Origin of the sequence: Methylocapsa sp. D3K7, from assembly GCF_029855125.1 — a bacterium.
In the GTDB taxonomy this organism is placed as follows: domain Bacteria; phylum Pseudomonadota; class Alphaproteobacteria; order Rhizobiales; family Beijerinckiaceae; genus Methylocapsa.
Genome location: NZ_CP123229.1, coordinates 3388901 through 3413019 on the forward strand (window position 1 = coordinate 3388901; position 24119 = coordinate 3413019).

Sequence of the window (24119 nt, forward strand, 5' to 3'; positions counted from 1 at the left end):
ATTTATTATCATTAATTGCAAATATGTGCTGATTTATTGAGCCTCATGGCCGTCTTTTGCCGTTTGGCGAAGCTGGAGGATTTCCGACCATGAACGATTTATTCGTGCAGCGTTACGGCTGCCGTAAAATTCTTTCCGGAATAGCCGCGGGCTTGTTCATCGCTTCCATCACGGCCGCCATTGCCGGAGCCACATCGGTCAGCGCCCAAACGGCCTTGCATAGGCTAAGTCAGGATGCCGTGTCATCTCAGATTGGAATAGACTACACTCCCGAGGCGCGGTGCAGCGACAACAATTGGTCCACCGCGACCCCGGTTGCCTGCAACCCTTAACTCTCTTTCTCATGCTCCGGCAGCCAGTCGCTCAGCACATGCCCCAAAACTTGCCAGGCGTGCTACGTTAGTGATCTTGGGAGTCTTAAAACTCAACTCAAAGTCCCAACCATTACGGCGTACCAGCCCAACTACTACATCCTCACCGCGGCTCATCAGCTCAACATCAAGGTGATGCAAGGGCTCTTCAACGACGCCATTCCAAGCCTCGCCGCGCCCGACAGCGCGACCAATTGCACCTTTGCCGGCGCTCCTATCGCCCTCTGCGGATCCAAATATGCAGGCGCCATGCTCGATGGCGCATGCGGGACCTAGACGCCATGGAATCCCGCAACTTTTTGCGACGGCGGGGCTTATGTGGAAGCCCTCAACTTTCCAAGCGGCCAGCAGTCATCGCCCGGACAGTTTATCAAAAATGGCACGATCATCGCCATCCAGCTTGGCAACGAGCCCTTGGGCACTATGGTCAACGGACAGACGATCACCGTCGCGATGATCAGCCAGGCCGCGATCACGCTGCGCAAGGCACTGACCAAACGGGGGGTCAAAATCCCGATCGTCGTTTCGCTGGTGCTGGGCCAGGAACAGACCGTTTGCGCCAACGCGGCGCCGCCCGCTGGCGTCGATTTCATTGCTGCCCATCCCTATTGCAACTTCGTCGCGAGCGTGCCGCCAACATGGCCCTTCAACGGGGATCAGTGCTGGCAGCAGGCTCAAATGCTTTTCAGCACGATTTCGCAAAACTTCTGTGGGGCGACACACGCCTTTATTGGGGAAACGGGCTATAATAGCGGTTGCCCCAGCAGTCCCGGCAACTCAACGAGATTGAACGACGAACAGTCGTTTATCAAGGATTTGAAGTCGGCGACTTGCGGCAAGATTTCCCAATCAGGTTTTCCGACGTTCCTCTTTGCATACTCAGATGTATGTCCTGCAAGCGGCTGCGCCCCTGGCTGCAGCGGCGGCCCGCTCGAAGGGAATGGCTATTTCGGCATTTTCCATACCCTGAACTACCAGACGATGGGTGCATTGGTGCCGAAGTTTTCCCCGGTTCCAACGCTGGCCTGTTTGGTGCCATTAAATTAGCTTTGTATCTCCGAAGACTCAGCGCCGTGACACGCGCGATTCGCGGCATGTAATTCACGGCTTCGCGCGCCACCACGTATCCAGCGTGGCGCCGCCCGAGGCTGGGCCGTGGCTTGGCAAGACCGCCGGCCGCGCCAGCTTGGAAGAGGCCGCGATCCATTGGTCGGGGGAATGAAACAGCGGCACGATATAAAAACCCGAGAGAAGCACGCGATCATAAGCGCGCACGGCGGCGACAAAGTCCTCATGCGTCTTGGCCGCCAGCATCGCATTGATCAGCGCATCGACGGCGGGGGATTTGACGCCCGCCAAGTTGAACGAGGCTTCCTGTGCGGCGCTCGCCGATCCCCAGCGCGAGCGCTGCTCGTTGCCAGGCGAGGACGAGGCGAGCCAGGTGCCGATCATCATGTCGAAATCGAATTTTTGCCTGCGCCTCTGATACTGGACTTCGTCAACCTGCCGGACCGTGGCAGTGACACCGATGCGCGCCAGCGCATCCGCGTAATTCAAAGCGAGCCGTTCTTGGTTCCGGTCCTTGACCATGATCTCGAAAGACAAAGGCTGGCCCGCTTTGGTCAGGCGGCCGTTTTCGATGTCGTAACCGGCGTCTTTCAACAGAGCGAGGGCGCGCTTGGGCTCGATCCGGTCGGTACCGGACCCGTCGGTGGCGGCTGGCCGCCACGTGCCTTGCAAAACATCTTCGCGCACCGCCCCCGGAAATGGCTCCAGCAAAGCAAGCTCAGCGGCATCCGCGGGCCGTCCCGTCGAGGCAAGCTCCGAATCGTCGAAAAAGCTTTTCGTGCGCTTATAGAGCCCATTGTAAAGATTGGTGTTGATCCATTCGAAATCGAACACCAGTCCCAGCGCCTCGCGCACCCTGATGTCGTCAAAGAGCGGCCGCCGCAGATTGAAGACAAAGCCTTCCATTCCCTTCGGGCCGCCCGAGGGCAGGGCTTGCCGGATCATGCGATGATCGCGAATGGCGGGGAAATCATAGGAATTCGTCCAGCGCGCCGGATTGGTCTCCTCGCGGAAATCGAGAAGTCCAGCTGCGAAAGCTTCGAACAGACTGTTGGCGTCGCGGAAATATTCGATGTCGATCTCGTCGAAATTGTAAAGTCCGCGGCGGACCGGCAAATCCTTCGCCCAGTAATGGGGGTCGCGGCGCAAGATGACTCGCTGGCCGGGTTTGACATCGGCGACGAGGTAGGGACCGGATCCGGTTGGAATCGCCAGGCTGGCGTCATCAAATTTCGAAAGATCAATCTTATGGCGCGGCAACACCGGCATGAGTGCCAGCGTCAATGGCATTTCACGGTCGCCGATGCCCGTCAAATCGTAGCGGATCGTCAGCGCATCGGGCGTGTCGATCGATTTCACGAGGGAATAGGCGGCGCGCTGCTGCGGGCGCCCCTTCGTTTTCAAAAGCTCGAAGGTGAACCGGACGTCGGCCGAAGTGATGGGCTCGCCATCCGAGAAATGGGCGCGCGGATCGAGCCGGAAGGTCACGGAGCTGCGATCGTCGGGCGTCTCGATAGATTGCGCAATGAGTCCGTAGAGCGTGAAGGGCTCATCGAGAGAGCGCGTCATCAAGGTCTCGAAAACGTTGCCATTCATCCCTTGAGCGGTGGAGCCGGCCTTGAGATTGAACGGATTGAGACTGTCGAACGTGCCGAGAAATCCGATGGTGAGACGCCCCCCCTTCAAGGCGTTGGGATCGGCATAGGGCAAGTGATCGAAGGGGTCCTTCAGGGCCGGGTCACCGTGCATGGCGATGCCTGGCGCACCAGCGGGGATCTCCGGGGAGGCCTGCGCCGCGCGGGCGGCGCCGGAAGCAAGGAATATAGCCGCGAAAATGGCGAGGGTTGGCGCCAGAAAGCGCCGCGGAATCTGTCTCATCGGCGCAATTTAGACCATGATCTCTTCACATTGAACCATTCCTTAAACCACGATTCGCAGCTCAGCCATTCTCGAAAAAAGTCCGTTCCGGGAATAAGCCTTCCTTTCCTTTTCAAAATGATTTATGGGTGTCCCCACGTCGATGCTTAAATCCTTAGTTGGGGAGGCGCCGCTGTGGCCATATCGGCCGGAGCAGTGGCGGTGGCGTTCCGGTAGGGCTTACGCCATTTTCACGGGACCTGTCTTGACTTTTCCGGCAAAAAGCTAGACGTAACAAGGGCGACTGCGTCAGCGCGGCGCCAAGACTGAGAACATAGACCGGGAGAGGACCATGAACGATCACACCATTTCCATCGTCAGCGCCATTCTGATTTTGACCGTCGTTGTGCAGGTCATTTTGGTGAAGAGCTGGACCTAAAGGTTCCGTTGCGTGCGCGGCTGCGGAAGCGGCCGCGCCACTCCAGCACGGGAAGATCGACAAAAAATTCGACGTCGGCTGGAAAATGCAGGCTAAGTGCCAGTTATAAAATCCAGTTCGCCCGGGAGAGCGGAGAAAGCTCCCTCCCGGGTTTTTGTTGTCCAGGAACAGAATCCCACAATTAAACAATAACATGCCGTTTGGCTGCGGCTGCCTGTCCCGCCGCCGTAACTGTTCCGGCGCCCGGTCTCACACCGGGCTCGTGCGGCGGAGAATCGTGCTTTTTAAAGCGCGGTGCAGAGAGCAGAAAGACACCCTATTCCAGATCTGGGCGGATGCATCCCGTGGCTTTCTTCATTCACGCCTCGTCCCGCGAGGCCGTAGCGTGTGAGTTTCGACGTGCGGAACGAGGCTTGGGGGGTTGCAAGCGGGCCGTATTATGCTTACCGAGACGGTGAGACCAGGGGGCGGGTGCGGCCATGACATTTGTCTGGTTTGGTTGGCAGTCCCGCGCGGGCGGGTTCGTAGGGATTCTAGCCACATGGATTGCTGTTGCTTTGCGGCCGCGCGGCGGCGGTCTTGAATGGCCGATCATTGGAAAGGAAATTTGATGTCCTTCACGTTGAAACATTTGGCTGCGGCGGGGTTGGCGAGCGTCTGCTTGGCCGGTGGCCTCACTGCTAGTAGCGGGGTTTTCGCGCAAGCCACGAAACCGGCACAACAAGCGCCCGCCCAACCAGCTCCGGCACAGCCCGCACCAACCCAACCCGCCCAGGCGCAGCAGCAGCCGCAAGGACCGGTAAAGCTAAGTTTGGTTCCCACTCAAAATGACTGGACCAAGGTTTGCGGCAAGGATCCGGCGGCGGGCAAGGAGATTTGCTACACGACGCGGGATTTCAGCGCCCAGACCGGGCAGCCGCCGGTGCTGGCCCTCGCCGTCTATGACATCAAAGGCGACGAAACCCGCGTGATTCGTTTACTCGTGCCTGTGGGCCTGATGTTGCGCCCCGGTTTTCGTTTTGCCATCGACAAAGGCGCGACGCTCGACGGGAGTTTCGAGATTTGCTTCCCGAACGGCTGTTTCGCCGAGGCCAAGGTCAAGGGCCCGACGATTGACCAGCTGAAGAAGGGCAACCTTTTGACTGTCGCGGTCAAGAACCAGGCGAACAATGAAGTCACCTTCGAAATACCGGTTGCCGGTTTCGGACGGGCGTTCGATGGGCCGCCAATCGATCCGAAGGTTCTCGAAGAGCAGCAGAAGAAACTGCAAGAGGAATTGCAAAAGCGCGCCGAAGATGAACGCAAGCGCCTCGAAACCGCTAAGCCCGGCCAAGCGGCGCCCGCCGCGCCAGCGCCAGCGCCAAAATAAGCCAAAGCCCGCGTTGGTTCTCGGCCGCCGCTGGTCCTGTAAAGAGCAGGGTGCGGTGGCCGGGCGCCCAGTGGAGATCCGGCCGGTTCCGGAGTGAATAAGTGACATCGGCGCTGCTTCCCACCTATGCTCGTATAGACCTCGCTTTCGAGAGCGGGGAGGGAGCCTGGCTGACCGCGACTGACGATCGCCGGTATCTCGACTTCGGCGGCGGCATTGCTGTGGCATCGCTCGGCTATGGGCATCCCCATCTCATCGAGGCGCTCAACGCGCAAGGCGCGAAACTCTGGCATACTTCCAACCTGTTCGAAATTCCGCAAGCCGAGCGATTGGCGCGGCGGCTCGTTGAGGTCAGCTTTGCCGATTTCGTGTTTTTTACCAATTCCGGAGCGGAGGCGGTAGAAGGCGCCATCAAGACCGCGCGCAAATTTCAATCGGCCCGCGGCCATCCAGAAAAATTCCGGATGATCACCTTTCAAGGGGCCTTTCATGGGCGCACCCTGGCGACAATCGCCGCCGCGGGAAATCCCAAATATCTTGAAGGTTTTGGCCCGCCGGTCGAGGGCTTCGACACGGTGCCCTTTGCTGACATCGAGGCGGTCAAATCCGCCATTGGTCCACAAACGGGGGCCATTTTGATTGAACCCATCCAAGGCGAAGGCGGCATCCGCGTGGCGCCGCCGCGCTTCTTGCGGGAGTTGCGCGAGCTTTGCGACGAACATGGCCTTCTTTTGCTGTTCGACGAAGTTCAGTCTGGCGTCGGCCGCACTGGCAAGCTGTTTGCCTATGAGCTTTCGGGTGTCATTCCTGACATCATGGCGATCGCCAAGGGCATCGGCGGCGGATTTCCGCTTGGCGCTTTTCTCTCGACCCGGGAGGCCGCGAAGGGGATGACCGCTGGCACGCATGGGACGACGTTTGGCGGCAATCCGCTGGCCGCGAGCATTGGCAACGCCGTGCTCGACGTTGTCCTCGCGCCGGGCTTTCTCGAGCATGTTCGGGTCATGGGGTTGCGGCTTAAGCAGGGTCTTGCTGGCTTGCCGGAGCGGCATCCCGGAATCATCGCCGGGATTCGCGGCGAAGGGCTGATGCAGGGGATCGCCTTGCATGTTCCGGTCAATGATTTCGCCGCCGCCGCGCGCGCCGAGGGCGTCCTCGTGATTCCCGCCGCTGAAAACGTCGCGCGGTTGCTGCCCCCGCTGATCATTGGGGAAGCGGAAATTTCCGAAGCCATCATGCGTATCGAGGCGGCTTGCTTGCGGCTGGAAGGCCGGGCACCGCTACCCGTCAGGGAAGATTTGGGCGGGAAAGCGCGATGACCGCGCTCGATACTCAATGCACCTCGTCCGCGCGGCATTTTCTCGATCTTTCGGAAATTCCGGCGGCGGACCTGCGGCATATTCTCGATACCGCGATGCGGTTGAAGGCGGCCCGCCGCGACAAAACAAAACCACGGGACCGGCCGCTCGATGGCAAGGTCTTGGCGATGATCTTCGACAAGCCGTCGACCCGCACGCGGGTCTCGTTCGACCTTGCGATGCGCGAGCTCGGCGGCGAAACAATCATGCTGACGGGTCAGGAAATGCAGCTCGGCCGGGGTGAGACCATCGCCGACACCGCGCGTGTCCTATCGCGCTTCGTCGATGCGATCGTGATTCGTATCCTCGATCATTCCGCCATGCTCGAACTCGCCCGGCACGCGACAGTGCCGGTCATCAATGGCTTGACGAAGCGCTCGCACCCTTGCCAAGTCATGGCGGACATCATGACGTTCGAGGAAAAGAAAGGCCCGGTCAAGGGCCGCACGGTCGCCTGGAGCGGCGATGCCAACAATGTCCTCGCGAGCTGGGTCCATGCGGCCGGGCGCTTCGATTTTAGGCTCAACATCGCAACCCCCAATGGACTCGATCCGCAAGCCGGGCTTCTCGAATGGGCAGAGCGATCCGGCGCCCATGTCACGCTGATCCGCGATCCATTTCAGGCGGTGAAGGGCGCCGACGCGATCATCTCGGATTGCTGGGTGTCGATGGGCGACGTCGACGAGGCTTTCCGCCGTGAAATGCTGGCGCCCTATCAAGTCAACGCCAAACTCATGGCGGCGGCCAACGGGGGTGCGATCTTCATGCATTGCCTGCCAGCGCATCGCGGCGAGGAGGTAACCGACGAGGTGATCGACGGCCCGCAATCGGTTGTGTTCGACGAGGCCGAGAACCGGTTGCATGCGCAAAAGGCTATTCTCGCCTGGTGCCTTGGAGCGATCGAAGATTGAGCGGCCGAGAGCCTTCGCAAGGATCTCCTCAGCACCCGTCGCAGGCCGAAACGGGGAAACCGGTTGCCCGCATGGTTTCCGACGAGGCACGCGACGATGCCGTGGTTCCCTTCGCGGTCGAGCCGCTCGATGTGCGCGGCCGCATCGTGCGCCTAGGCGCCTCGATCGACCATATCCTCACCAAACATAACTACCCAAAGCCGGTGGCGCGGCTCGTCGGTGAAGCCTGCGCGCTGACCGTGCTGCTGGCGACCTCGCTCAAGATCGATGGCCGCTTCCAGTTGCAAACGCGGAGCGACGGGCCGGTCGGGATGCTCGTCGTTGATTTCGACGCCCCGGACCGGCTGCGCGCGCTTGCTCGATTCGACGCGGAGAGGATAGACGTCCTGCCGCGCGCTGGCGATCTCATCGGCCGCGGCCATCTGGCTGTGACCGTCGAGCAAGCGGACGGCGCCTCGCGCTACCAGGGGATCGTCGCCTTGCAGGGGCAGGGGTTGGAGGGTGCGGCGCGGCAATATTTCGATCAGTCGGCCCAGATTCCAACGCGCGTGCGTCTCGCGGTCGCGGAGAGTGTGACGGGTGCTGGCGTCGCTTGGCGCGCGGGGGGCGTCATGACACAGTTTTTGCCCCGCTCGCCGGAGCGCTGGGTGCGCGCCGACCTTGATCCGGGTGATGCACCGGACGGGCGCAAACCCGAACCGCCTCGCCTGGATGAGGCCTGGCGCGAGGCCGAGGCGTTGCTCGCCACGATCGAGGATCATGAACTTGTCGATCCGGCATTGTCGAGCGAACGGCTGCTCTACCGTCTGTTTCACGAGCACGGAGTTAAGGTCTTCCCTCCGCAAGATGTTCAAGATGCCTGCCGCTGCTCGAACGAGCGGATCAAGGATATGCTCGACCGCTTCACGGTGCAGGAGCGCCGCGACATGACCGGTGATGACGGATTGATCGGCGTGACCTGCGAGTTTTGTTCGACCTACCGTGCCTTCGACCCAACGGATTTCGAGAGCTAGCAAACCCGCAAACGCATGCCGTTTTTCGGAGCGGAATGCGCAGCGCGGAGGCGTTCGTTGCGTTTCTGCAACGGTTATCCAAATATGATGGTGAAGAGAGCTAATTCGATTGAAGCTGCGTCGCAACAGCGTACCTTGATCGAAATTCAGCTGTTGATGGAGAAAGCCCATGAGGCGTCAATTGTTCTTGGCATCCGCCGGCGCCCTCGCGCTTACCGGAGCCGCCTTCGCTGCCGATCTTCCGATCGCACCGCCGCCGCCTCCGCCGGTCTTTACGTGGACGGGCATCTATATCGGCGGTTATGGTGGCGGTGAGATCACCCATACCTCTTACAACACGCTCGTTGGAGCGCCTTTGTCGCCCTTCTCCCATTTGACTCCCGTGGATATCGCGGGCGTCGATGCGGCGGGAAGCCAGACGCTCAGTCGAGGCGGCTTCACCATGGGCGGCGAGCTCGGTTACAATTGGCAAATTGGTTGGCTGGTGCTGGGTGTTGAAACCGATATCGGCGGTGTGACGGGCTCAACGCATTCCAACAGTCTTGGCCTCATCAACGGGACGAACAGCAGGCCTGGCGTGTTTTTTCCGTTTGCATTGACGCAGCGGGCTGACAATGGCCTCTATGGAACCACGCGGGGCAGACTAGGCGTCGCGTTCGACCGGGTTCTCGTTTATGGAACAGGTGGCGTTGCTTATACGAGCGGACATTCTATATTCACTTATACCGACGGCCTCTTCCCTGCCGGAGGCACCAGTACAACGGCAAACAAAGTCGGCTATGTCGTCGGCGGCGGTATCGAATATGCGCTCAACAACAATGTGAGCGTCAAGGGCGAGTTCCTTTATACGCAATACGGAAAGGTTACGACATCCGGCCTGATCGTCAATTCGTTCAATCCGGCATTTACCAATACATATGTATCGTCAGCGCGGGTACAGGAGTACACGGCGCGGGTCGGAATCAACTACCGCTTCAACTGGTTCAATCAAGCACCCGTCGTCGCCAAATATTGATGTAGGCCGCCGGCCTCGTATTTTTCGAGATAAACTCCAACCCGGCCTCGCGGCCGGGTTTTTTTATGCAGCTATGGCATGAGCCTGGGCTGGGGCCGCGGCGGTGTTAAGAGGATATTGGCCAAATTATTTATGCCGCGCCTTTCGCGTTTGCGGCTGAGCATGATCCCAAAAAGTTGATGACCTTTTGTCAGATCATGCGCTGGAACGAAGACAAGGAATCCTTGCGCTATTCATCTTGAAGCGATCATGGTCTCGCGTTCATGTGGCGAGCGATCGGACGAGCGCCCGTAACTCCGCCGAAGGTTTTGGAAGCCCAAGGAGGCTCGCCACCGCGCTGGAAATTTCCTTATCGTCCGGAGAGTTCTTGTGCTGGCGGGCGATCGAAATCGCGGCGCTTATCTCGGTCGTGGAGATCATGGCGATTCTGCGAAGGCTGGCTGGCGCCGCGGATCTGTCGCGGACGACGGGCAGGTTTTTTTGCTCCTGTGTGAACCAGAAGCCGGCCTCATGGCAGACATCCGGAGCGGTCTCAGGCAACAGTTCCAAGGCGTGCGCCACAGCCGCCGCGATGCGTGGGTTCGGGCGCTGCTTGCCCAAAAAGTGGCCAATCCGGCGGATGATTTCGTCGCGATAAATGGGGCCTTCCTTGATGATCACGGAGCGAATCGCCCGGCCGAGCGCTCCGGTTCCGTCTCCGTCTTCATCGAGACCTTTCAAACGATCGCAGGTGGCGAGCTCATAAGCCGCGTGGCGCAATTCCACCGTACAAGGATCCACTTGTTCCTGGTGATCGGCCGCAAGGTGAGGCGGAAGCGGTGGCGGCAGGTCCTGGGCACTCTGAGCGCGCGCGGCGTCCAATATCTGACGCAATTTCTCGAGCTGCTCACTGCGCCGGTAAAACCAATCCGTGCTCCAGATCCGGTGAAACCTCCAGCCGAGGTTTTCCAGAACTTGCTGGCGCAAGCGGTCGCGTTCCCTGGCCCAGAGCGCGGAATGGTAGGTTGCCCCATCGCATTCGATCGCGAGCATATAGCGGCCGGGCCGCAAAGGGTCGCGCACGGCCAGGTCGATCTTGAATCCCGCCGAACCGACTTGCGGTTCGACCTCGTAGCCGATGCTCTCGATCGCTTCAGCGACGGCGGCTTCGAAGGGCGAATCGAAATCCGCGCCCGTCTCGCGGCATTCTTCAAGGATCCCTGAAGCCGCATATTGAAGAAAGCGTTTGAGGACGCGCGGGCCTTCTCCGCTTGCCCGTTCAAGATTGATGCCGGCCGGTGCGAACGACACAAAGACCTCGCAACAGACTCGTGCTCGGGTGAAAAGCACATTCAGGCGCCGCTCGCCGCCCTCCGCCGATACGGGGCCAAAGGCCATGCTATCGAGCGGCTGGCCAGCCTCGCGCGGCCCATAACCGATGGATATCAAGATCACATCGCGTTCATCCCCCTGCACATTTTCAAGATTCTTGATAAACAAATCCTCGGAACCGCCAGCGGACAGGCAGGCATCGAGCATGGAATCGTCGCGGCGCTTGGCTTCAAGAATATCGGCGATGAGATCGCGTTGCGCGGTCGAGAAGGTGACAATGCCGAGCGACAGGCCGGCGTCGTTGCGGGCATGGCGAGCGACAGCCTCGGCAACGGCATGCGCTTCGATTTCGTTCGTGCGCTTGCCGCCACGGTCGTAAGCGCCCTCGACGCGGCGGAGCTTGAGACCTTGTTCACCGCGTTCCGTGACAGGCGCTGGCGGCATGACCAGCCGGTGATAGAATTCGGCGTTGGAGACTTCGATGAGAGAGGGGTGACGCGAGCGGTAATGCCAGCGCAGCATCTGACTCTCGAGACCGCGCGCCTCGCACAACGACAAAATGCTTTCAAGATCGGTAATCGGAGCGGCGCCATCCGGATTGCGGATTGCCGCGTCGCTGTTATCGCTAGGGCTGGCATCGTCGGCGATCATGCGGTCGAAGAAATTCGTCGGGGGCAACTGTTTCTTATCACCGACGACGACGATCCGCCGGCAGCGCGCGATGAGCCCCAAGGCATCTTCTGGGCGGACCTGGCTGGCTTCGTCGATGACGAGAAGATCGAAATCGACCGAACCAGGTGGCAGGAATTGTGCCACCGTGACCGGGCTCATCAGGAACACCGGTTTGATCTTTTGGATCGTGTTTCCCGCGATCTTCATGAGTCTGCGCAGCGGCATGTGGCCGCGCTTGCGGCCGATCTCAGCGCGTACAACGCCCATGCCGCCCTGAGCGCCGCGTGGAATCGCGGACCAATGTTTCGCTCGGACGCTTCGCTTCGCGGTCTCGCGCGATTTCTCCTCGAGCTCCCGGAAGCGTCCGACGAGTGCGGCGTGGCTGTCACCGTCAAAGCTCGAAAGCTCAGGGTCGCCAGCGATTGCCTTTTTCCAACAGGCTTCCGCAAAAGCCGTCTCGATTTCCAAAATGGCGTTCTTTGGTTCGAGCCGCCCGGAGGCGAGCATGCTGGCAATCCTAGCGGGTCCGCTGGCGCGCGCTTCCCGGTCGGCCGCGGCGAGCCTCGCCCATTCCTCGAAGCGGCCGGGGTTTGCGGCCCATTTTGCTGCCCGCTCGCTGACTTTGTTGAGGTCGATCGCGGCGGCCGAATTGGTTTGAAAAATCGCGGCGGCGTCGAGTTCAAGAAATTTCATGACCTCGGCGAGCAGCTTGGCGACTTCGTCAAGGTCGGCTTCGAGATGGTCGCCATGCGCGGCGGCGCTGCCGTCACGGGCAATGCCCAAGACCCACTCGATATTGAGTCGCGGATCGAACGAGGTTAAGTCGCCGACGGTTCTTGCAACATCGTGGATCAGCCGGAAAACGGTCTTTTTCTCATGCCAGCCATCGCCGAACAGATTCGATAACAGTCCCGCCTCGGCGGCAAGTCTGGCGCGCAGGGTTTGGCTGGCGAGAAGGACGTCGATCAACACAAGGCGGTCGGCGGCCCGGTCTGGCAATGGCACCGACAAGAGGCTGGCCAGCGAACGCCCCGCTTCCCGATACGCTTCGCCCGCCCGGGCCGGCCAAAAAGCCGCGCCCTTGGCGATCGCCGCGCGGAGCTTTGTGACTGGCGCCGTCCACGCGGCCGGATGGAAAATTTGGAGATAAGGGGCTTGATGTTGCTGCCACTCGATGCCGAGCGCGGCAGCCTTGGCGATCCGGTGCGGCGAGGGCGACAGTGCGATCGCGGCAGCAATGTTTTCGCTCCCCGGAGGCAGACTCGCTACGCTTTTGAGAATCGCTGCAAGTGTTTTCACTCCAAGAAGGGACAGATCGGGGACGACCCCAATATAATTGGCGATCATGCTGGCGTAGGCGGCTAGTGCCGAGGCTTTGCTCGCAAGCGCCCGCAGGCGCGGAATTTGCCGCTGGAAATCGGCGGGCTGCAAAGCAATCCGGCGGACGCCAAAATAGATATGCTGATTCAGAGGTCCGAAGTTCCCGGTGAGGTCAGCGAGACGTTCGATCAGCCGCGCTTTCGCCGCGAAGTCCTTGCCCGTCCAATGCGCCGCTTCCTCGACCAGCCGCGCGTCGGGCGTAAACCCGCGTGCCGCCGCCGCGATTTGGATCGACAGCGCTTGATACGGCGTCATGCCAGTATCGTTGATGGGAGCGTGCAGGCGTTTGGCAATGACATTCAGACGGTCGCGCACCCCAGCCTGCTGCATCGCCGTATCGTCCATTTGCGCGAAACAGGCCGCTCCTTGCAAGGTGCGATCCAGCCTTTCGGCAACGAGGCGCTTGCCGACCGATTGGCTGTGGAGTTCGAGGCACATATCGTCGAGGCCCGCCGCGCGCAGCCGTTCGTGAACCACGTTGAGGGCTGCCATTTTTTCGGCAACGAACAGAACCGATTGGCCATCGTGCACGGCAGCCGCGATGATGTTTGTGATTGTTTGCGATTTGCCGGTTCCTGGCGGCCCTTGAACGACAAGATTGCGTCCAGCACGGACCGTTTCGATAACCCGTGTTTGCGAAGAATCGGCATCGACGACATGGACGAGGTCGATCGGCGCCAATATGTCGTCGAGCTTTGCGGTCTCGGGCAGAAGTGGAGGCTCGGCCGCGAATCCCTCACATAAAAGACCGCGCAAAAGCGGATGCGAGACCAAAATATTGTCCGGCCAATTGCTCGGTTCGAGATCGCGCACCATCAAAAGCTTTGAAAAGGAATAGAAGCCAAGCTCAATCGCATTGACATCGATCGACCACCGCCGGTTCGCCGCCACGGCGGTGATGGTCGCGTCGAAATAATCCGACGGCAGCCAATCATCAGTTTCCGGAATGTTAGGAAGAGCGATCCCGAAATCGCCACGCAGCCTCTCCTGCAGAGCCTGATTGGTCGCGATGTCGTCCTCACGGAGTTTCACATCGAAGGCCGACCGTTTGGCATCGCGGACAAGCGAGACGGGCAGCAAAATGAGCGGCGCCTCGCGCGGCACATCGGATCTGTCATCCTCGTACCAGCGCAAGAAGCCGAGGGCGAGATAGAGGATATTGATGCCGCCATCCCATTGTTTGCGGGTGACCGTAGGTGTCTAGAAAGCTGCTGTGAAAACAGTTTATTAACCCGAGATGCATCTGTACATGTTCGTAGTAATCCGCCACAATCCGCGTCAAATTGTAAGACCAATTGTAAGACCGGATGACGGAAATGGCACGGAGACAAACAAATAGATTGACGGCGCGATTTGTAGCCACTGCGCCGCCTGGTGTTCATTGCGATGGGCGCGGGCTTTATCTTATCGTTTCGGAGACACTCGCCGGCAAGTGGGTGGCCAATCATTCACATAACGGCAAGCGTTTCCCAGGAACCGGTCTAGGCAGCAGAGATTATGTTGGGCTGGCTGAAGCCCGTGAAAAAAACGAAGCGGTCCGCAAGCTGGTGAAAACCGGCGGCGTTCCTGCGGAAACAAAACGCGAAGCTAAACGTCTCGCAGCTGGCACCCCAACGTTCGGTCAATGCGCGGATGAGCTTCTTGTCGCAAAGGCCAGTGAGTGGCGCCACGCAAAAACCTCGGCTCAGTGGCGCATGACTCTTGAGCGTTACGCGAAGCCGTTGTGGGCCTTGCCCGTAGACGAGATCGATACGCGGGCCGTGCTTTCCGTGCTGCAGCCGCTTTGGGTTACCATCCCCGAGACAGCCGCGAGGCTTCGCAACCGTATAGAGGCGGTGCTAAATTTTGCAAAGGCGCATAAGCTGCGAGCGGGCGAGAACCCAGCCGCATGGCGTGGCCACCTCGCTCTGATCCTTCCTAAGCGGCAAAAACTTACCCGCGGCCACCATGCGGCTTTGCCCTATCGTGATGTTCGGGAATTCATAGCCGCGCTTCGTGAAATTAAATCAATTCCGACGATCGCTTTTGAGTTTCTAATATTGACGGCAGCGCGCAGCGGCACGGTGCTTGGAGCGCGTTGGTCGGAGATTGATCTCGTCACGCGGATCTGGGTTGTCCCGGCTGCCAGGATGAAATCCGGTGTCGAGCATAGGACTCCGTTATCTGCACGCGCAACTGAGATTCTTGAGCAGATGGCCGAGATCCGAAGCGGAGATTTTGTATTTCCCGGCCAGCGGCGTGGCCGGGGACTGGGGCAAGCGTCTCTTTGGCGAGTTTGTTCCGGTGCGGGGACGCCCCACGGCTTTCGCAGCACCTTCAGGGATTGGTGCGGGGAAGAAACGAGCTTTCCCCGCGAGGTTGCCGAGGCCGCTCTCGCCCATGTAGCGGGAGATGCCACTGAGCGGGCCTATCGTCGCGGTGATGCCTTGGAGAAACGGCGCGGGCTAATGGAAGCATGGGCGGCGTTCTGTGAGCCTAAGGTGGGCTCGAATGTGGTGTCGCTCAGCCGGTACCAAGGGGCCTGACGCAAACGGCGGAAGCGCTTTCTTGTGAATTTCCCCTGTTCGCTCGCAAAGAACCGTTGGAAAAGCGCCAGCTACGCGCAATCGTGGACGCGCACGGATAGGCCCGTTAAACCAAGAGCACTCTTGGTTTTCACGAGTTCCCCAGGGGAAGAGGGAGCGTGGATATGGTTGACGAAGATGACGTTGATGCGCCTGAGTGGGACGAACTGAGCACCCTCGCCAAATTGTTGCGGGACAAAAACCCGAAACCCGAACGCTATAGAGGCGAAAAGGGCAACGCCCTATGCGAACTGGATAAGCTGGAAGAATTTATCCAGCGGCGGGATGCAACGCCAGCCGAGCGGGTGCGGGTCGGCGTGCAGCTTTGGCAACTAAATAAGACAATACTCGGTGTTGGCCCATTTTGCTGGCGTGACAGACGCCGCCCGCGTGGCGCAAAGGGTAAGGCGACCTATACTGAGATTGACGATCAAATCCTTAAGCGCGCCATCAACTCCAAGCCCTTGAAAGGTTCGCTCGGCGCCGCGCTACGCCCGCTCGTGGAGGAGGTTATGGATAAGGGGAGTCTGCGGCGGCTCCCGGTGGAGAGTCATATCAAGCGCTTGCGCACGTTGGCAAAGCGAAGGGGACTGGCTTAGCGCCGATTAAAAATCTCTCGCATCCCCGGGGAATGCTAGTAGTTAAAGTGTCCTCGTGCGTCCGTCATCGACGGGACGAACCCAAACCCGAGGACGACTATATGACCTCAGCTTCCCATATCGCTGTCCGCTCGCCGTTAGGCGATGCGCCAGTCGGCAAGAAATCGACTGCACTCAATTACCCGCGCGCGCGCCGTATCAATGACGCCTGCGACGCGCTGCAAATATCTAGAAGCCATCTGTACGCGCTCGCGGCCGTCGGGAAGATCAAACTCATTCGGATTGGTAGCCGTACCCTTGTGCCTGAAGCAGAGCTCGATAGGCTCGTCGAGCAAGGGACCTAAGCCATGATCGAAACAACAAACCCGGTCTGCGCTGGTAACGCGGCCGGGCTCGTAAGTTCGTTATGTTTGGTGGTTGACGGTTCAAAAGTTACGCTAAATCCCCTGCTGTCGCAAGGCGAATCAAGCGATGCGGATGGAGGTCAGTTATTTCTGTCTGGCGACGTGGCCGTAGGAGTCCGCCCACGCGACGACCACCAAAAGAAATCCCGCGGCAATCCGCACCGCAGCAAGAGTCAACCTCGGCGCCTGGCGTCGTTAATTCTCAGCGAAGTCCGGCGATTGGTGCCCATTTGCCTCGCATCGCGCGGATACCTGGAGCCGGTCGATTGGGCCTACGCGATCGCCTACATTCTTGACAGCGCTGAGCCAGACGTGCGCGGCAAGCTGGCTAGGAGTCACCATACCAACTGCCCAAGGTCAGTGCCACCAAATCGACGGGCGATTGCTGTGGACTGGTGCCGCGAACTTTTCTGCCTCTTGGCTGAAGCGGCAGGATAATGATTTGATCATAATCGAGAGTGCGGGGGCTAGGGGCTTTCAAGCGTGCGTTTGATGCGCGGTTTACCAGCGGCTATCCGTTGCAAAAAAATCAATCAATAAAGGAAGAGCGCCTCTAGACAATCAGATGGAATTATTCGAATTCAGCCACGATAACGGCTTATTTTAATTATTTGTTAACGATCAACCCTGTGTCCGGCGTCAGCACCTGTGAGACAGATTTAGCGGGTTGAATAACGGAGGATTTCTGGCTCATCGTAACCATCGAGGAGTGGAGATGAGCCAGAAATCCGGAACTGCCAAGTCGTCCTCCGAGCGGATCGTGAAGGACATTCGCCGAGCAACGCGCAAGCAATATTCGGCGGAGGAGAAGATCCGCATCGTGCTGGACGGCCTGCGCGGCGAGCATAGCATCGCGGAACTCTGCCGGCGCGAGGGCATCGCCGAGAGCCTGTATTACACCTGGTCGAAGGAGTTCCTGGAGGCTGGCAAGCGGCGCTTGGCGGGCGACACGGCGCGTGCGGCGACCAGCGGCGAGGTCAAGGACCTGCGCCGGGAAGCTCAGGCACTGAAGGAGGTCGTCGCCGAGCAGGCGCTGGAATTGCGCCTGCTCAAAAAAAGCATGATCGCGGATGGGGAAAGCGAGGAATGAGATATCCGGCTTCCGAGAAACTGGAGATCATCCGGCTGGTCGAGCAATCCCATCTGCCGGCGCGCCGGACGCTGGAGAAACTCGGCGTCTCTCGCGCCACCTTTTATCGATGGTGCGACCTTTGCCAGACTGGCGGGCCAGAGGCCCTGGAAGACCGATCTCCCAGGCCCGACCGCGTCTGGAACCGAATTCCTGACAATGTGCGGGGCCAGATCGTGCAACTGGCCCTGGACGAGCCGGAGCTGTCGCCACGGGAACTGGCGACACGCTTCACCGACACAAAAAGCTATTTTGTTTCGGAAGCTTCGGTTTATCGCCTGCTGAAGGAGCACGACCTAATCGCCAGTCCCGCCTACATCGTCATGAAGGCCGCCGATGAGTTCAAGGACAAGACGACGGCGCCCAACCAGCTCTGGCAGACCGACTTCACTTATCTCAAGGTGATTGGTTGGGGTTGGTTCTACCTCAGCACGATATTGGACGACTTCTCGCGCTACATCATCGCCTGGAAGCTCTGTACGACGATGAAGGTCGGGGACGTCACGGAAACACTCGACCTGGCGTTGCAAGCCGCGGGGCTTGATCACGCCAAGGTCGTCCATCGTCCGCGATTGCTCTCGGACAATGGCCCTTCCTACATCTCGGCCAATCTGGCCGAATGGCTGGACAAACGCAACATGGATCACGTGCGCGGCGCGCCCTGCCACCCGCAAACACAGGGCAAAATCGAGCGCTGGCATCAGACGCTCAAGAATCGCGTCTTGCTTGAGAACTATTATCTGCCCGGCGACCTGGAAGCCAGGATCGACACCTTCGTCGATCACTACAATCATCGCCGCTATCACGAGAGCCTGGACAATCTCACGCCGGCTGACGTCTACTTCGGCCGAGGACAAACCATTCTGCTGCAACGAGAAAGGATCAAACGAGCCACCATCCAAAATCGTCGCTTGCAACACCAATTGAACGCCGCATAAAATCAAACATCAGATGAGCCGCGTCCTCCATTAAATCACGCCGCCATCTGTCTCAAATTATCTGACGACGGACAATCGAAAAGGGCGATGACCTTCCGCATCATGGCATGCACGGGTTCCGTTTCGTTGCCGACGGGTTGGGTCATCGAAATGACCCTGACGCCATGTTTAGCGAGCTTTCGGAGATAGAACTCCTGCTCGAACACCTCTCGGAAGAACCGGCTATAGCTGTGAACGACAATACAATCGAACGCCTGCCCGCCATCGCAGGAGCGTTCGATCATCTGTTGGAAGGCAGGCCGACGATCATCAGCGGCGGATGCGACCGCTTCTACGAACTCGGCCGCAAGAGTGCAACTGTTGGCGCGGCACCACGCTGTCAACTCCCTGCGTTGATCGGGAATCGAAAGGTCGTGCTCGGCCTGCCGGCCAGTCGAGACGCGCATATAGAGCGCCGCTCGGGGGAGGAGGCAGACGATTCGTCTCGAAAGTCTGGTTTCTGGCGTTGGCGGTTCATCTGCAGTGTCTCGCTTTTCACAATCCCTCTTCGCACTGGGACGAGTCTTTGCCTACTATGGTTCCGCACAATCGGAGCCACTCCTTGCGCTAGTCTTTGCCCAGTATCTCATCCAATAAAGCGCCGAGAAAGGTCTCGATGGCGCAAAGCTCGTGATCCAGTACAGCGGGGATTTCGGGGAAATCGTCGGTGACTCTCAGTGCGGTTGTCGCGGCGGCCCTGGCACCAACAGGTCCAGTGGATGAGGCTTTATCGGGGGAGTGGACTCGATGAGGACAAGCCGCGCGAGCCACACGTTGGAGGTCGGCGGTTTTCCCCCAGCGGGGGCTGCGGGCCAGCTTCTGCGCCATGACTGTTGAGCGTGATGGGGATTCCTACCCCATGACCAGCACCGAGCTTCCGTTGAACGACGGTTGTCGTCGCGACGAACGCCGGCTCCGTCCTGGCTAGCAAGAGGCAGGGACCCCGACACGAGAAGGATGGAAAACTGGAGTAGTCTCGTGCACTGTTGTGCTCGCCTGCGAATCAGCATGCGCATTGCCAAATGAACTCCCCAGAGGTCCCATGCGGTTCATGGATATCCCGCCGTTTGAGCGGAACATCGAGATCCTCGATTTCGAGTTCTTTATAAGGAGCCGGCTAAATCAGGCGATCGTCATCTGGCCCGAGCAGGCCCTTCTACTCATTGGCTACATGGGCTGGCCGAACGATGCTCAAGCGCGTGCTGAAGCCATTGCGATCGTGCGAGGCTGGCCAAAGGGCTCCAAGAGCATGCCGCCGCGGCTGCGCCAAACTCAATTCGATTGCGCGGGAGTCGCTGATATTTTCACGCGGCATTACGATTTGACCGTAAGTGGCCACCAACTCCATCGCGGAGGCCCAAGCCTCGGGAAAGCCATAGAATTAGCCGCTGCTCTATCGAGAATCGCGGGGATGGGCAAAGCCAATCTCTGGAAGCGGTGGGCGGCCTATAAGGATGTCGCGCACCTTGTTACAGCTGCAACGATCATTTGCGCAGAAGCCCACGCAATAGCAAAGGTCAAGCCGTTGGGAGAATTTGGCCTTCCGCGAGGTCAGATTCAACTCTTTAATGTCGCGATGCTGATGCCGGATTTTGTTCTTTCGCTTGCTCTCTTCCTGCAGAACTATGGATTAGCGCACCGCCCGCAGGCCCGCGACGAACTGATGCTCGACCCGGAGACATTATGGCGCATTAGTCCAGACATGAATATTTCAGAAATTGCACCACCCGTCCGCAAAATCAACCAGCAATGCATCGCCATTCTCAATGCGCGGCGAGCCGGTAACCGCGGCAAAAGACAGCATCGCGAGACTACTCCAATTTCCGGCTAAAGATCGCGAAACCCCGTTCAGACTCAGCAAATCTCCCAGACGGTGGTTGGGAACAAGCAGGGTCGGGCCGTCCGGGTTCAATTCCGCGAGCGCTGTTTCGACCAATTTCGTGTTCCTCGAAGAAAGGGTCGAACAGATGAAACCGCAATTTTCCGGGATTGATGATGGTCCCATGCCCGATTCGACGCTGGTGCCCTCGCCTTCAGGAGCGAGCGCTGTCCCGTCGAAACGGACCCGTGCCCGCCGCGCCAAGTCTCCTGCCAGGAAGACGGCCCTCGGCCACGCGCACGCGCTGAGCGACGATCAGCACGCGCATGGGTTGATGGCCGAAAAATATTACACGGTTGAGGAGGTGGCCGACATCCTCAACGTTTCCCCGCGCACCGTTCGTCGGTGGGTCAGGACCAAAGTGCTCAAGTCGTACAAATTCGGCGTCGCCCGCCGGATTGCTTCTTCCGGTCTCCAGGCCCTTATTGCGCGGTCTTGCGACATCTAGCGGCTGTCCTACTCTGTCATAAATAGTCATGTAAAGACAGTATGTTATGATATGTCGGGAATACTCTCATCAAGCAGACGTTCCAGTCTGATATGGTAGCCTTCCCGAATGTCACTCCTGGTCACCGCTGGTCCTCCCGAGACTGCGCCTGACCTCCCGAAACGGTCCCGAATCGAGGAAGATTGCATGCGCCATTCCCCTCCGCCTAGTTCCGCCGACGCCAGCGGCCCCTCTCTGGCAAAACTCGAACAGGCCTTGCAGACGACCGGGCATTTATCGGCCGTACGGCGGCGCGACCTGCGCTCGGCAGTCGCGCGCGTGGCGGCCCTGCTCGGCGAGGCGCCGGCCCGAGTGACCCTCGATTTGGAGAGCATCGCCATCCGGCTGAGCGCAGTCAATCCGGTGGCGGCCGGCCTCTCAGCCAAGAGGCTCGCCAATATCCGTTCGGACTTTTTAGCGGCTGTGCGGCAGAGTGGCCTTCACCCGGTGATGCCTTCCGCAAAATCGGAGCTGTCTCCCCACTGGCAAACGATGATGGCGCGGCTGCCCTCCAAGCGCTACCGGCTTGGTCTCGCGCGGCTCGCCCGCTATGCCAGCGCCGCGCGGACGGACCCAGCCGAGATCGACGATGCCGCACTGGAGCGGTTCATTGGCGAAGTTCGGTGCGGCTCCTTGCATCAGAACCCGAATGTCCTCCATCGCAACGTGGCAACCATCTGGAATGAGGTTGCCGCCGCGTTCCCGGACCTCGGGCTTGCGCCGGTCAGCAAGCCCTGGTTCCGCGCGCCTGCCAAGCGGATCGTTTGGGACACCACCGCGGAAGCCTTCCGCGTGGACGTCGCCAAATACTTGGAGTGGAGCGTGGGGGCAGACCAGTTTGCCGAGGACGCGAGGCCCCGCCCCCTTGCCCCGCGCACGCTCAAGCTCCGCCACAATCAAATCCATGCCGCGCTCACGGCGCTGGTCTGGAGCGGCGTCCCGGCGAATTCGACGGGCTGCCTCGGCGATCTGGTACGGCTCGATCACTTCCGCAGAATCTTGCGTTACCGTTTTGAGGAGGCCGGTCGCAAGGCCAACAACTTCAATCGCGATCTGGCCGAGGCGCTGATCCAGATCGCCCGGGAATGGGTCAAGGTCGATGAGCTGCATCTAGCTGAGCTTAAGCGGCTCTCTGGGAAAATGCCGATGCTGCCGAAGGGGCTAACCCTCAAGAACAAGCGATCTATTGCCCAGTTCGATGACCCGGAGGTCGTCCGGCGCCTGCTTGATCTTCCCGCCCAGCTCTGGACAGAGGTGAGACGTGATCCAAAGCCAAATTTCCGCACGCTGGCGCGTGCTCAGGCGGCGCTTGCGATCGCCATGCTCACCTACGTGCCTTTACGTTCGCACAATCTACATGAGCTCATATTCGGCAGACACTTGTTTCTCCACGATGGAGCCCGTGCAACATCCAGTTTGGAAATCCCGGCTGACGAGGTGAAGAACAAGAGGACCGCTTTGAGTTTCGACATCCCGCCGAAGCTTGCGAAGATGCTGATCGAGTACCGAGATCGCATTGCACCGAAAGTGATCGGCCGGCGCCCCGAGCGGGTCTTTGTCAACGCCGACGGCTCCCCCAAAAGTCAGGCCATGGTCGCAGTCCTGATCAAGACTTACCTCAGCAAGCGGGCGGGAATCGTAATGACACCGCATCAGTTTCGACATCTGGGGGCGAAAATTATTCTCGAAGACCAGCCTGGTGCACACGAACTCGTGCGCCAGTTCCTGGGTCATCAGAACCTCAAGACGACGACCGATTTCTACGCCGGTTTGAACACGCGCCGGGCTGGATTGCATCACCAACGCCTGATTGAGGCGGCGATCGCACCGCGTCCAGCCGGGCAGAAGGCCCGCAAGAAGCAGCCTTCGTACTCCATCTCCAGCACGAACGGGGTGGACTAATGGCTGGAGAACTCAAACAGCTTCCGTTCCTCGAATGGCCGCCGGACATTCGCCGATGCTGGGAGACCGCTTTCGTGAACGGGGACTTCCTCGACGAAAGCGGACCCGGTGCCCATCTGGCGGCCGCCACCCGTGCCTCACTGCAATTTGCCTGCGGGTGTTTCTTCCGGTATCTGCAGAATCAATGCCTGCACATCGACGTTGATGCGCCCCAGAACGCGATCAATCCAAAGGTGATCGCAGCATTTGTGGACCATCGGCGCGAGAGCTGCTCGGAGAGTTCGATAGCCATTGAACTGAACCACTTGCGTCTGGGTTTCCGATTAATTTTTCCTGAAATCGATTTGCGATGGCTGCTCGACGCCACCAAGCGCATTGCCTGCCAGGCGAAACCCAGGGCCAACAAACATCATCTCATCACCAGCGATCGTCTCTATACGCTCGGGCTCGAGTTGATGGATGCCGCAATTCAGACCGCAGCTGCGAACGAGACGATCTCGAAGGACTGTGCCTTCCAATACCGCGATGGGCTAATCATATTCCTGCTGGCGCTCATTCCGTTGCGTCGAAGAACGCTCACGGCGCTGCGGATCGGCAAGCACCTCATGCGATCCGGAAAATCCTGGCTGCTCGAAATCCCGCCTTCGGATCTGAAATCCGTGGAGCCGATCGAATTCGTGCTTTCAATCAAACTGTGCGAGCGCATCGATCTTTACCTGGAGATGTTTCGGCCGCGAGTGCCGGGGGCGCCCACGCACAACGGTCTATGGGTTTCCAACAAAGGCGGCCCCATGGACGACGGCGCGATCTATGACGCTGTCCAGCGGCGCACGCGTGCAGCGCTCGGATTTGGTGTGAACCTGCATCGATTCCGGCATGCCGCTTTGACCTTCTGGTCGATTCATGATCCGGAAAATATCCGAGGCGGAAAAGATCTACTCGGGCACCGCTCATTTGGCACAACGGAAAAGTACTACATCATGGCCCAATCCCGCTTGGCTGGTCGCGCGCTCGCCAATTCTTGGGACAAGCGTGAGGGCAGGCGAAGGCCGGTGCAAAGGAAAGCGGCTCCGAGTTCCGCTATGAACTCTTTGGCTGAGTGAAAGCTTCGGAAATCAATTCTTGACTCCAGATTTTCGGTCACCGGCACAAACCATCCTGAACTGATTGGAGTCCAAAGCGGAATAAAGCTGCGCGAGCGTCCAGGAGCCGATTGGCAATTTATCAAGGGTTAAGCCCTTGGTGGTTCCCTAATAATAACTCAATGAATTAATTTGCTACATGTTGCTTTTCATAGGGTATTGTGATTGCCTCGACGCGATCCGCAACAAGGTTCACGTAGATTTTAACTAACCGCTTATATAGCGATCTTTCGGTTGGTTCTTTTAGATTCTGCCTTCCAGAACTCTCAATA

The 24119-nt window shown here is 59.2% G+C and carries 19 protein-coding genes; 16 read left to right on the forward strand and 3 right to left on the reverse strand.

What is annotated here, in order from left to right; translation table 11 throughout:
* Window positions 1–89 precede the first annotated feature (89 nt).
* Window positions 90–332, forward strand: a complete 243-nt coding sequence (locus QEV83_RS16020; RefSeq protein WP_280128679.1) for a hypothetical protein — start codon at window positions 90–92, stop codon at window positions 330–332.
* A gap of 357 nt (window positions 333–689) precedes the next feature.
* Window positions 690–1418: a hypothetical protein gene (locus QEV83_RS16025; RefSeq protein ID WP_280128680.1), complete on the forward strand. Its 729-nt coding sequence runs from the start codon at window positions 690–692 to the stop codon at window positions 1416–1418.
* 54 nt (window positions 1419–1472) lie between these two features.
* Here the strand turns inward: QEV83_RS16025 and QEV83_RS16030 are convergent, their stop codons facing one another.
* Window positions 1473–3317: an extracellular solute-binding protein gene (locus tag QEV83_RS16030; RefSeq protein WP_280128681.1), complete on the reverse strand. Its 1845-nt coding sequence runs from the start codon at window positions 3315–3317 to the stop codon at window positions 1473–1475.
* Window positions 3318–4345: 1028 nt separating this feature from the next.
* Here QEV83_RS16030 and QEV83_RS16035 point away from each other — a divergent pair.
* The 5 genes from QEV83_RS16035 (at window position 4346) to QEV83_RS16055 (ending at window position 9401) form a co-directional block, all read left to right on the forward strand.
* Window positions 4346–5104, forward strand: coding sequence for an invasion associated locus B family protein (locus QEV83_RS16035; protein ID WP_280128682.1), 759 nt, complete (start codon window positions 4346–4348; stop codon window positions 5102–5104).
* Between the two features lie 101 nt (window positions 5105–5205).
* Window positions 5206–6423 carry an aspartate aminotransferase family protein gene (locus QEV83_RS16040; RefSeq protein ID WP_280128683.1) on the forward strand — a complete coding sequence of 406 codons (1218 nt, stop codon included), beginning with the start codon at window positions 5206–5208 and terminating at the stop codon, window positions 6421–6423.
* Window positions 6420–7373 (forward strand): ornithine carbamoyltransferase, encoded by a 954-nt coding sequence (gene argF / locus QEV83_RS16045; RefSeq protein ID WP_280128684.1) that lies wholly within the window; start codon window positions 6420–6422, stop codon window positions 7371–7373. The genes QEV83_RS16040 and argF overlap by 4 nt, the downstream gene beginning before the upstream one ends.
* Before the next feature lie 71 nt (window positions 7374–7444).
* Window positions 7445–8386 (forward strand): Hsp33 family molecular chaperone, encoded by a 942-nt coding sequence (locus QEV83_RS16050; protein ID WP_280131108.1) that lies wholly within the window; start codon window positions 7445–7447, stop codon window positions 8384–8386.
* A 169-nt stretch (window positions 8387–8555) separates the two neighbouring features.
* Entirely contained in the window at window positions 8556–9401 is an 846-nt protein-coding gene (locus QEV83_RS16055; protein ID WP_280128685.1) for an outer membrane beta-barrel protein, read from the forward strand.
* Window positions 9402–9662: 261 nt separating this feature from the next.
* Here QEV83_RS16055 and QEV83_RS16060 read toward each other — a convergent pair whose 3' ends face one another.
* A complete protein-coding gene (locus QEV83_RS16060; protein WP_280128686.1) occupies window positions 9663–13898 on the reverse strand; it encodes a DUF3320 domain-containing protein in 4236 nt (1411 codons plus the stop codon).
* Between the two features lie 182 nt (window positions 13899–14080).
* Here QEV83_RS16060 and QEV83_RS16065 point away from each other — a divergent pair, with 182 nt between their 5' ends.
* From QEV83_RS16065 to QEV83_RS16085, 5 genes are all read left to right on the forward strand, one after another.
* Window positions 14081–15289: a site-specific integrase gene (locus tag QEV83_RS16065; protein ID WP_280128687.1), complete on the forward strand. Its 1209-nt coding sequence runs from the start codon at window positions 14081–14083 to the stop codon at window positions 15287–15289.
* A 164-nt stretch (window positions 15290–15453) separates the two neighbouring features.
* Window positions 15454–15927, forward strand: coding sequence for a hypothetical protein (locus QEV83_RS16070; RefSeq protein ID WP_280128688.1), 474 nt, complete (start codon window positions 15454–15456; stop codon window positions 15925–15927).
* Between the two features lie 101 nt (window positions 15928–16028).
* Entirely contained in the window at window positions 16029–16271 is a 243-nt protein-coding gene (locus tag QEV83_RS16075; protein WP_280128689.1) for a helix-turn-helix domain-containing protein, read from the forward strand.
* Window positions 16272–16274: 3 nt separating this feature from the next.
* A complete protein-coding gene (locus tag QEV83_RS16080; protein ID WP_280128690.1) occupies window positions 16275–16769 on the forward strand; it encodes a hypothetical protein in 495 nt (164 codons plus the stop codon).
* A gap of 277 nt (window positions 16770–17046) precedes the next feature.
* A protein-coding gene (locus QEV83_RS16085) for an IS3 family transposase (protein ID WP_280128402.1) occupies window positions 17047–18398 on the forward strand; the annotation gives its coding sequence in 2 pieces (ribosomal slippage) (window positions 17047–17383 and window positions 17383–18398; 1353 coding nt in all).
* A gap of 35 nt (window positions 18399–18433) precedes the next feature.
* On the opposite strand, the gene QEV83_RS16090 is transcribed toward QEV83_RS16085, so the two are convergent.
* Window positions 18434–18844: a recombinase family protein gene (locus QEV83_RS16090; RefSeq protein ID WP_280128691.1), complete on the reverse strand. Its 411-nt coding sequence runs from the start codon at window positions 18842–18844 to the stop codon at window positions 18434–18436.
* Between the two features lie 1004 nt (window positions 18845–19848).
* Here QEV83_RS16090 and QEV83_RS16095 point away from each other — a divergent pair.
* The 4 genes from QEV83_RS16095 to QEV83_RS16110 all read left to right on the forward strand — a co-directional run bounded on the left by QEV83_RS16095 (window position 19849) and on the right by QEV83_RS16110 (window position 23808).
* Window positions 19849–20268, forward strand: a complete 420-nt coding sequence (locus QEV83_RS16095) for a hypothetical protein (RefSeq protein WP_280128692.1) — start codon at window positions 19849–19851, stop codon at window positions 20266–20268.
* Between the two features lie 46 nt (window positions 20269–20314).
* Entirely contained in the window at window positions 20315–20764 is a 450-nt protein-coding gene (locus QEV83_RS16100; RefSeq protein ID WP_280128693.1) for a helix-turn-helix domain-containing protein, read from the forward strand.
* A 255-nt stretch (window positions 20765–21019) separates the two neighbouring features.
* Window positions 21020–22705, forward strand: a complete 1686-nt coding sequence (locus QEV83_RS16105; protein WP_280128694.1) for a site-specific integrase — start codon at window positions 21020–21022, stop codon at window positions 22703–22705.
* Window positions 22705–23808, forward strand: coding sequence for a site-specific integrase (locus tag QEV83_RS16110; RefSeq protein ID WP_280128695.1), 1104 nt, complete (start codon window positions 22705–22707; stop codon window positions 23806–23808). Before QEV83_RS16105 ends, QEV83_RS16110 begins: the two co-directional genes overlap by 1 nt.
* The last annotated feature ends 311 nt before the right edge of the window (window positions 23809–24119 follow it).

Coding starts and splice junctions, on each gene's coding strand:
- QEV83_RS16020 (WP_280128679.1), top strand. CDS start 90: ATGAACGATTTATTCGTGCAGCGTTACGGCTGCCGTAAAATTCTTTCC.
- QEV83_RS16030 (WP_280128681.1), bottom strand. CDS start 3,317: ATGAGACAGATTCCGCGGCGCTTTCTGGCGCCAACCCTCGCCATTTTC.
- QEV83_RS16035 (WP_280128682.1), top strand. CDS start 4,346: ATGTCCTTCACGTTGAAACATTTGGCTGCGGCGGGGTTGGCGAGCGTC.
- argF (WP_280128684.1), top strand. CDS start 6,420: ATGACCGCGCTCGATACTCAATGCACCTCGTCCGCGCGGCATTTTCTC.
- QEV83_RS16050 (WP_280131108.1), top strand. CDS start 7,445: ATGGTTTCCGACGAGGCACGCGACGATGCCGTGGTTCCCTTCGCGGTC.
- QEV83_RS16055 (WP_280128685.1), top strand. CDS start 8,556: ATGAGGCGTCAATTGTTCTTGGCATCCGCCGGCGCCCTCGCGCTTACC.
- QEV83_RS16065 (WP_280128687.1), top strand. CDS start 14,081: ATGGCACGGAGACAAACAAATAGATTGACGGCGCGATTTGTAGCCACT.
- QEV83_RS16070 (WP_280128688.1), top strand. CDS start 15,454: ATGGTTGACGAAGATGACGTTGATGCGCCTGAGTGGGACGAACTGAGC.
- QEV83_RS16075 (WP_280128689.1), top strand. CDS start 16,029: ATGACCTCAGCTTCCCATATCGCTGTCCGCTCGCCGTTAGGCGATGCG.
- QEV83_RS16080 (WP_280128690.1), top strand. CDS start 16,275: ATGATCGAAACAACAAACCCGGTCTGCGCTGGTAACGCGGCCGGGCTC.
- QEV83_RS16090 (WP_280128691.1), bottom strand. CDS start 18,844: ATGCGCGTCTCGACTGGCCGGCAGGCCGAGCACGACCTTTCGATTCCC.
- QEV83_RS16095 (WP_280128692.1), top strand. CDS start 19,849: ATGGGCAAAGCCAATCTCTGGAAGCGGTGGGCGGCCTATAAGGATGTC.
- QEV83_RS16110 (WP_280128695.1), top strand. CDS start 22,705: ATGGCTGGAGAACTCAAACAGCTTCCGTTCCTCGAATGGCCGCCGGAC.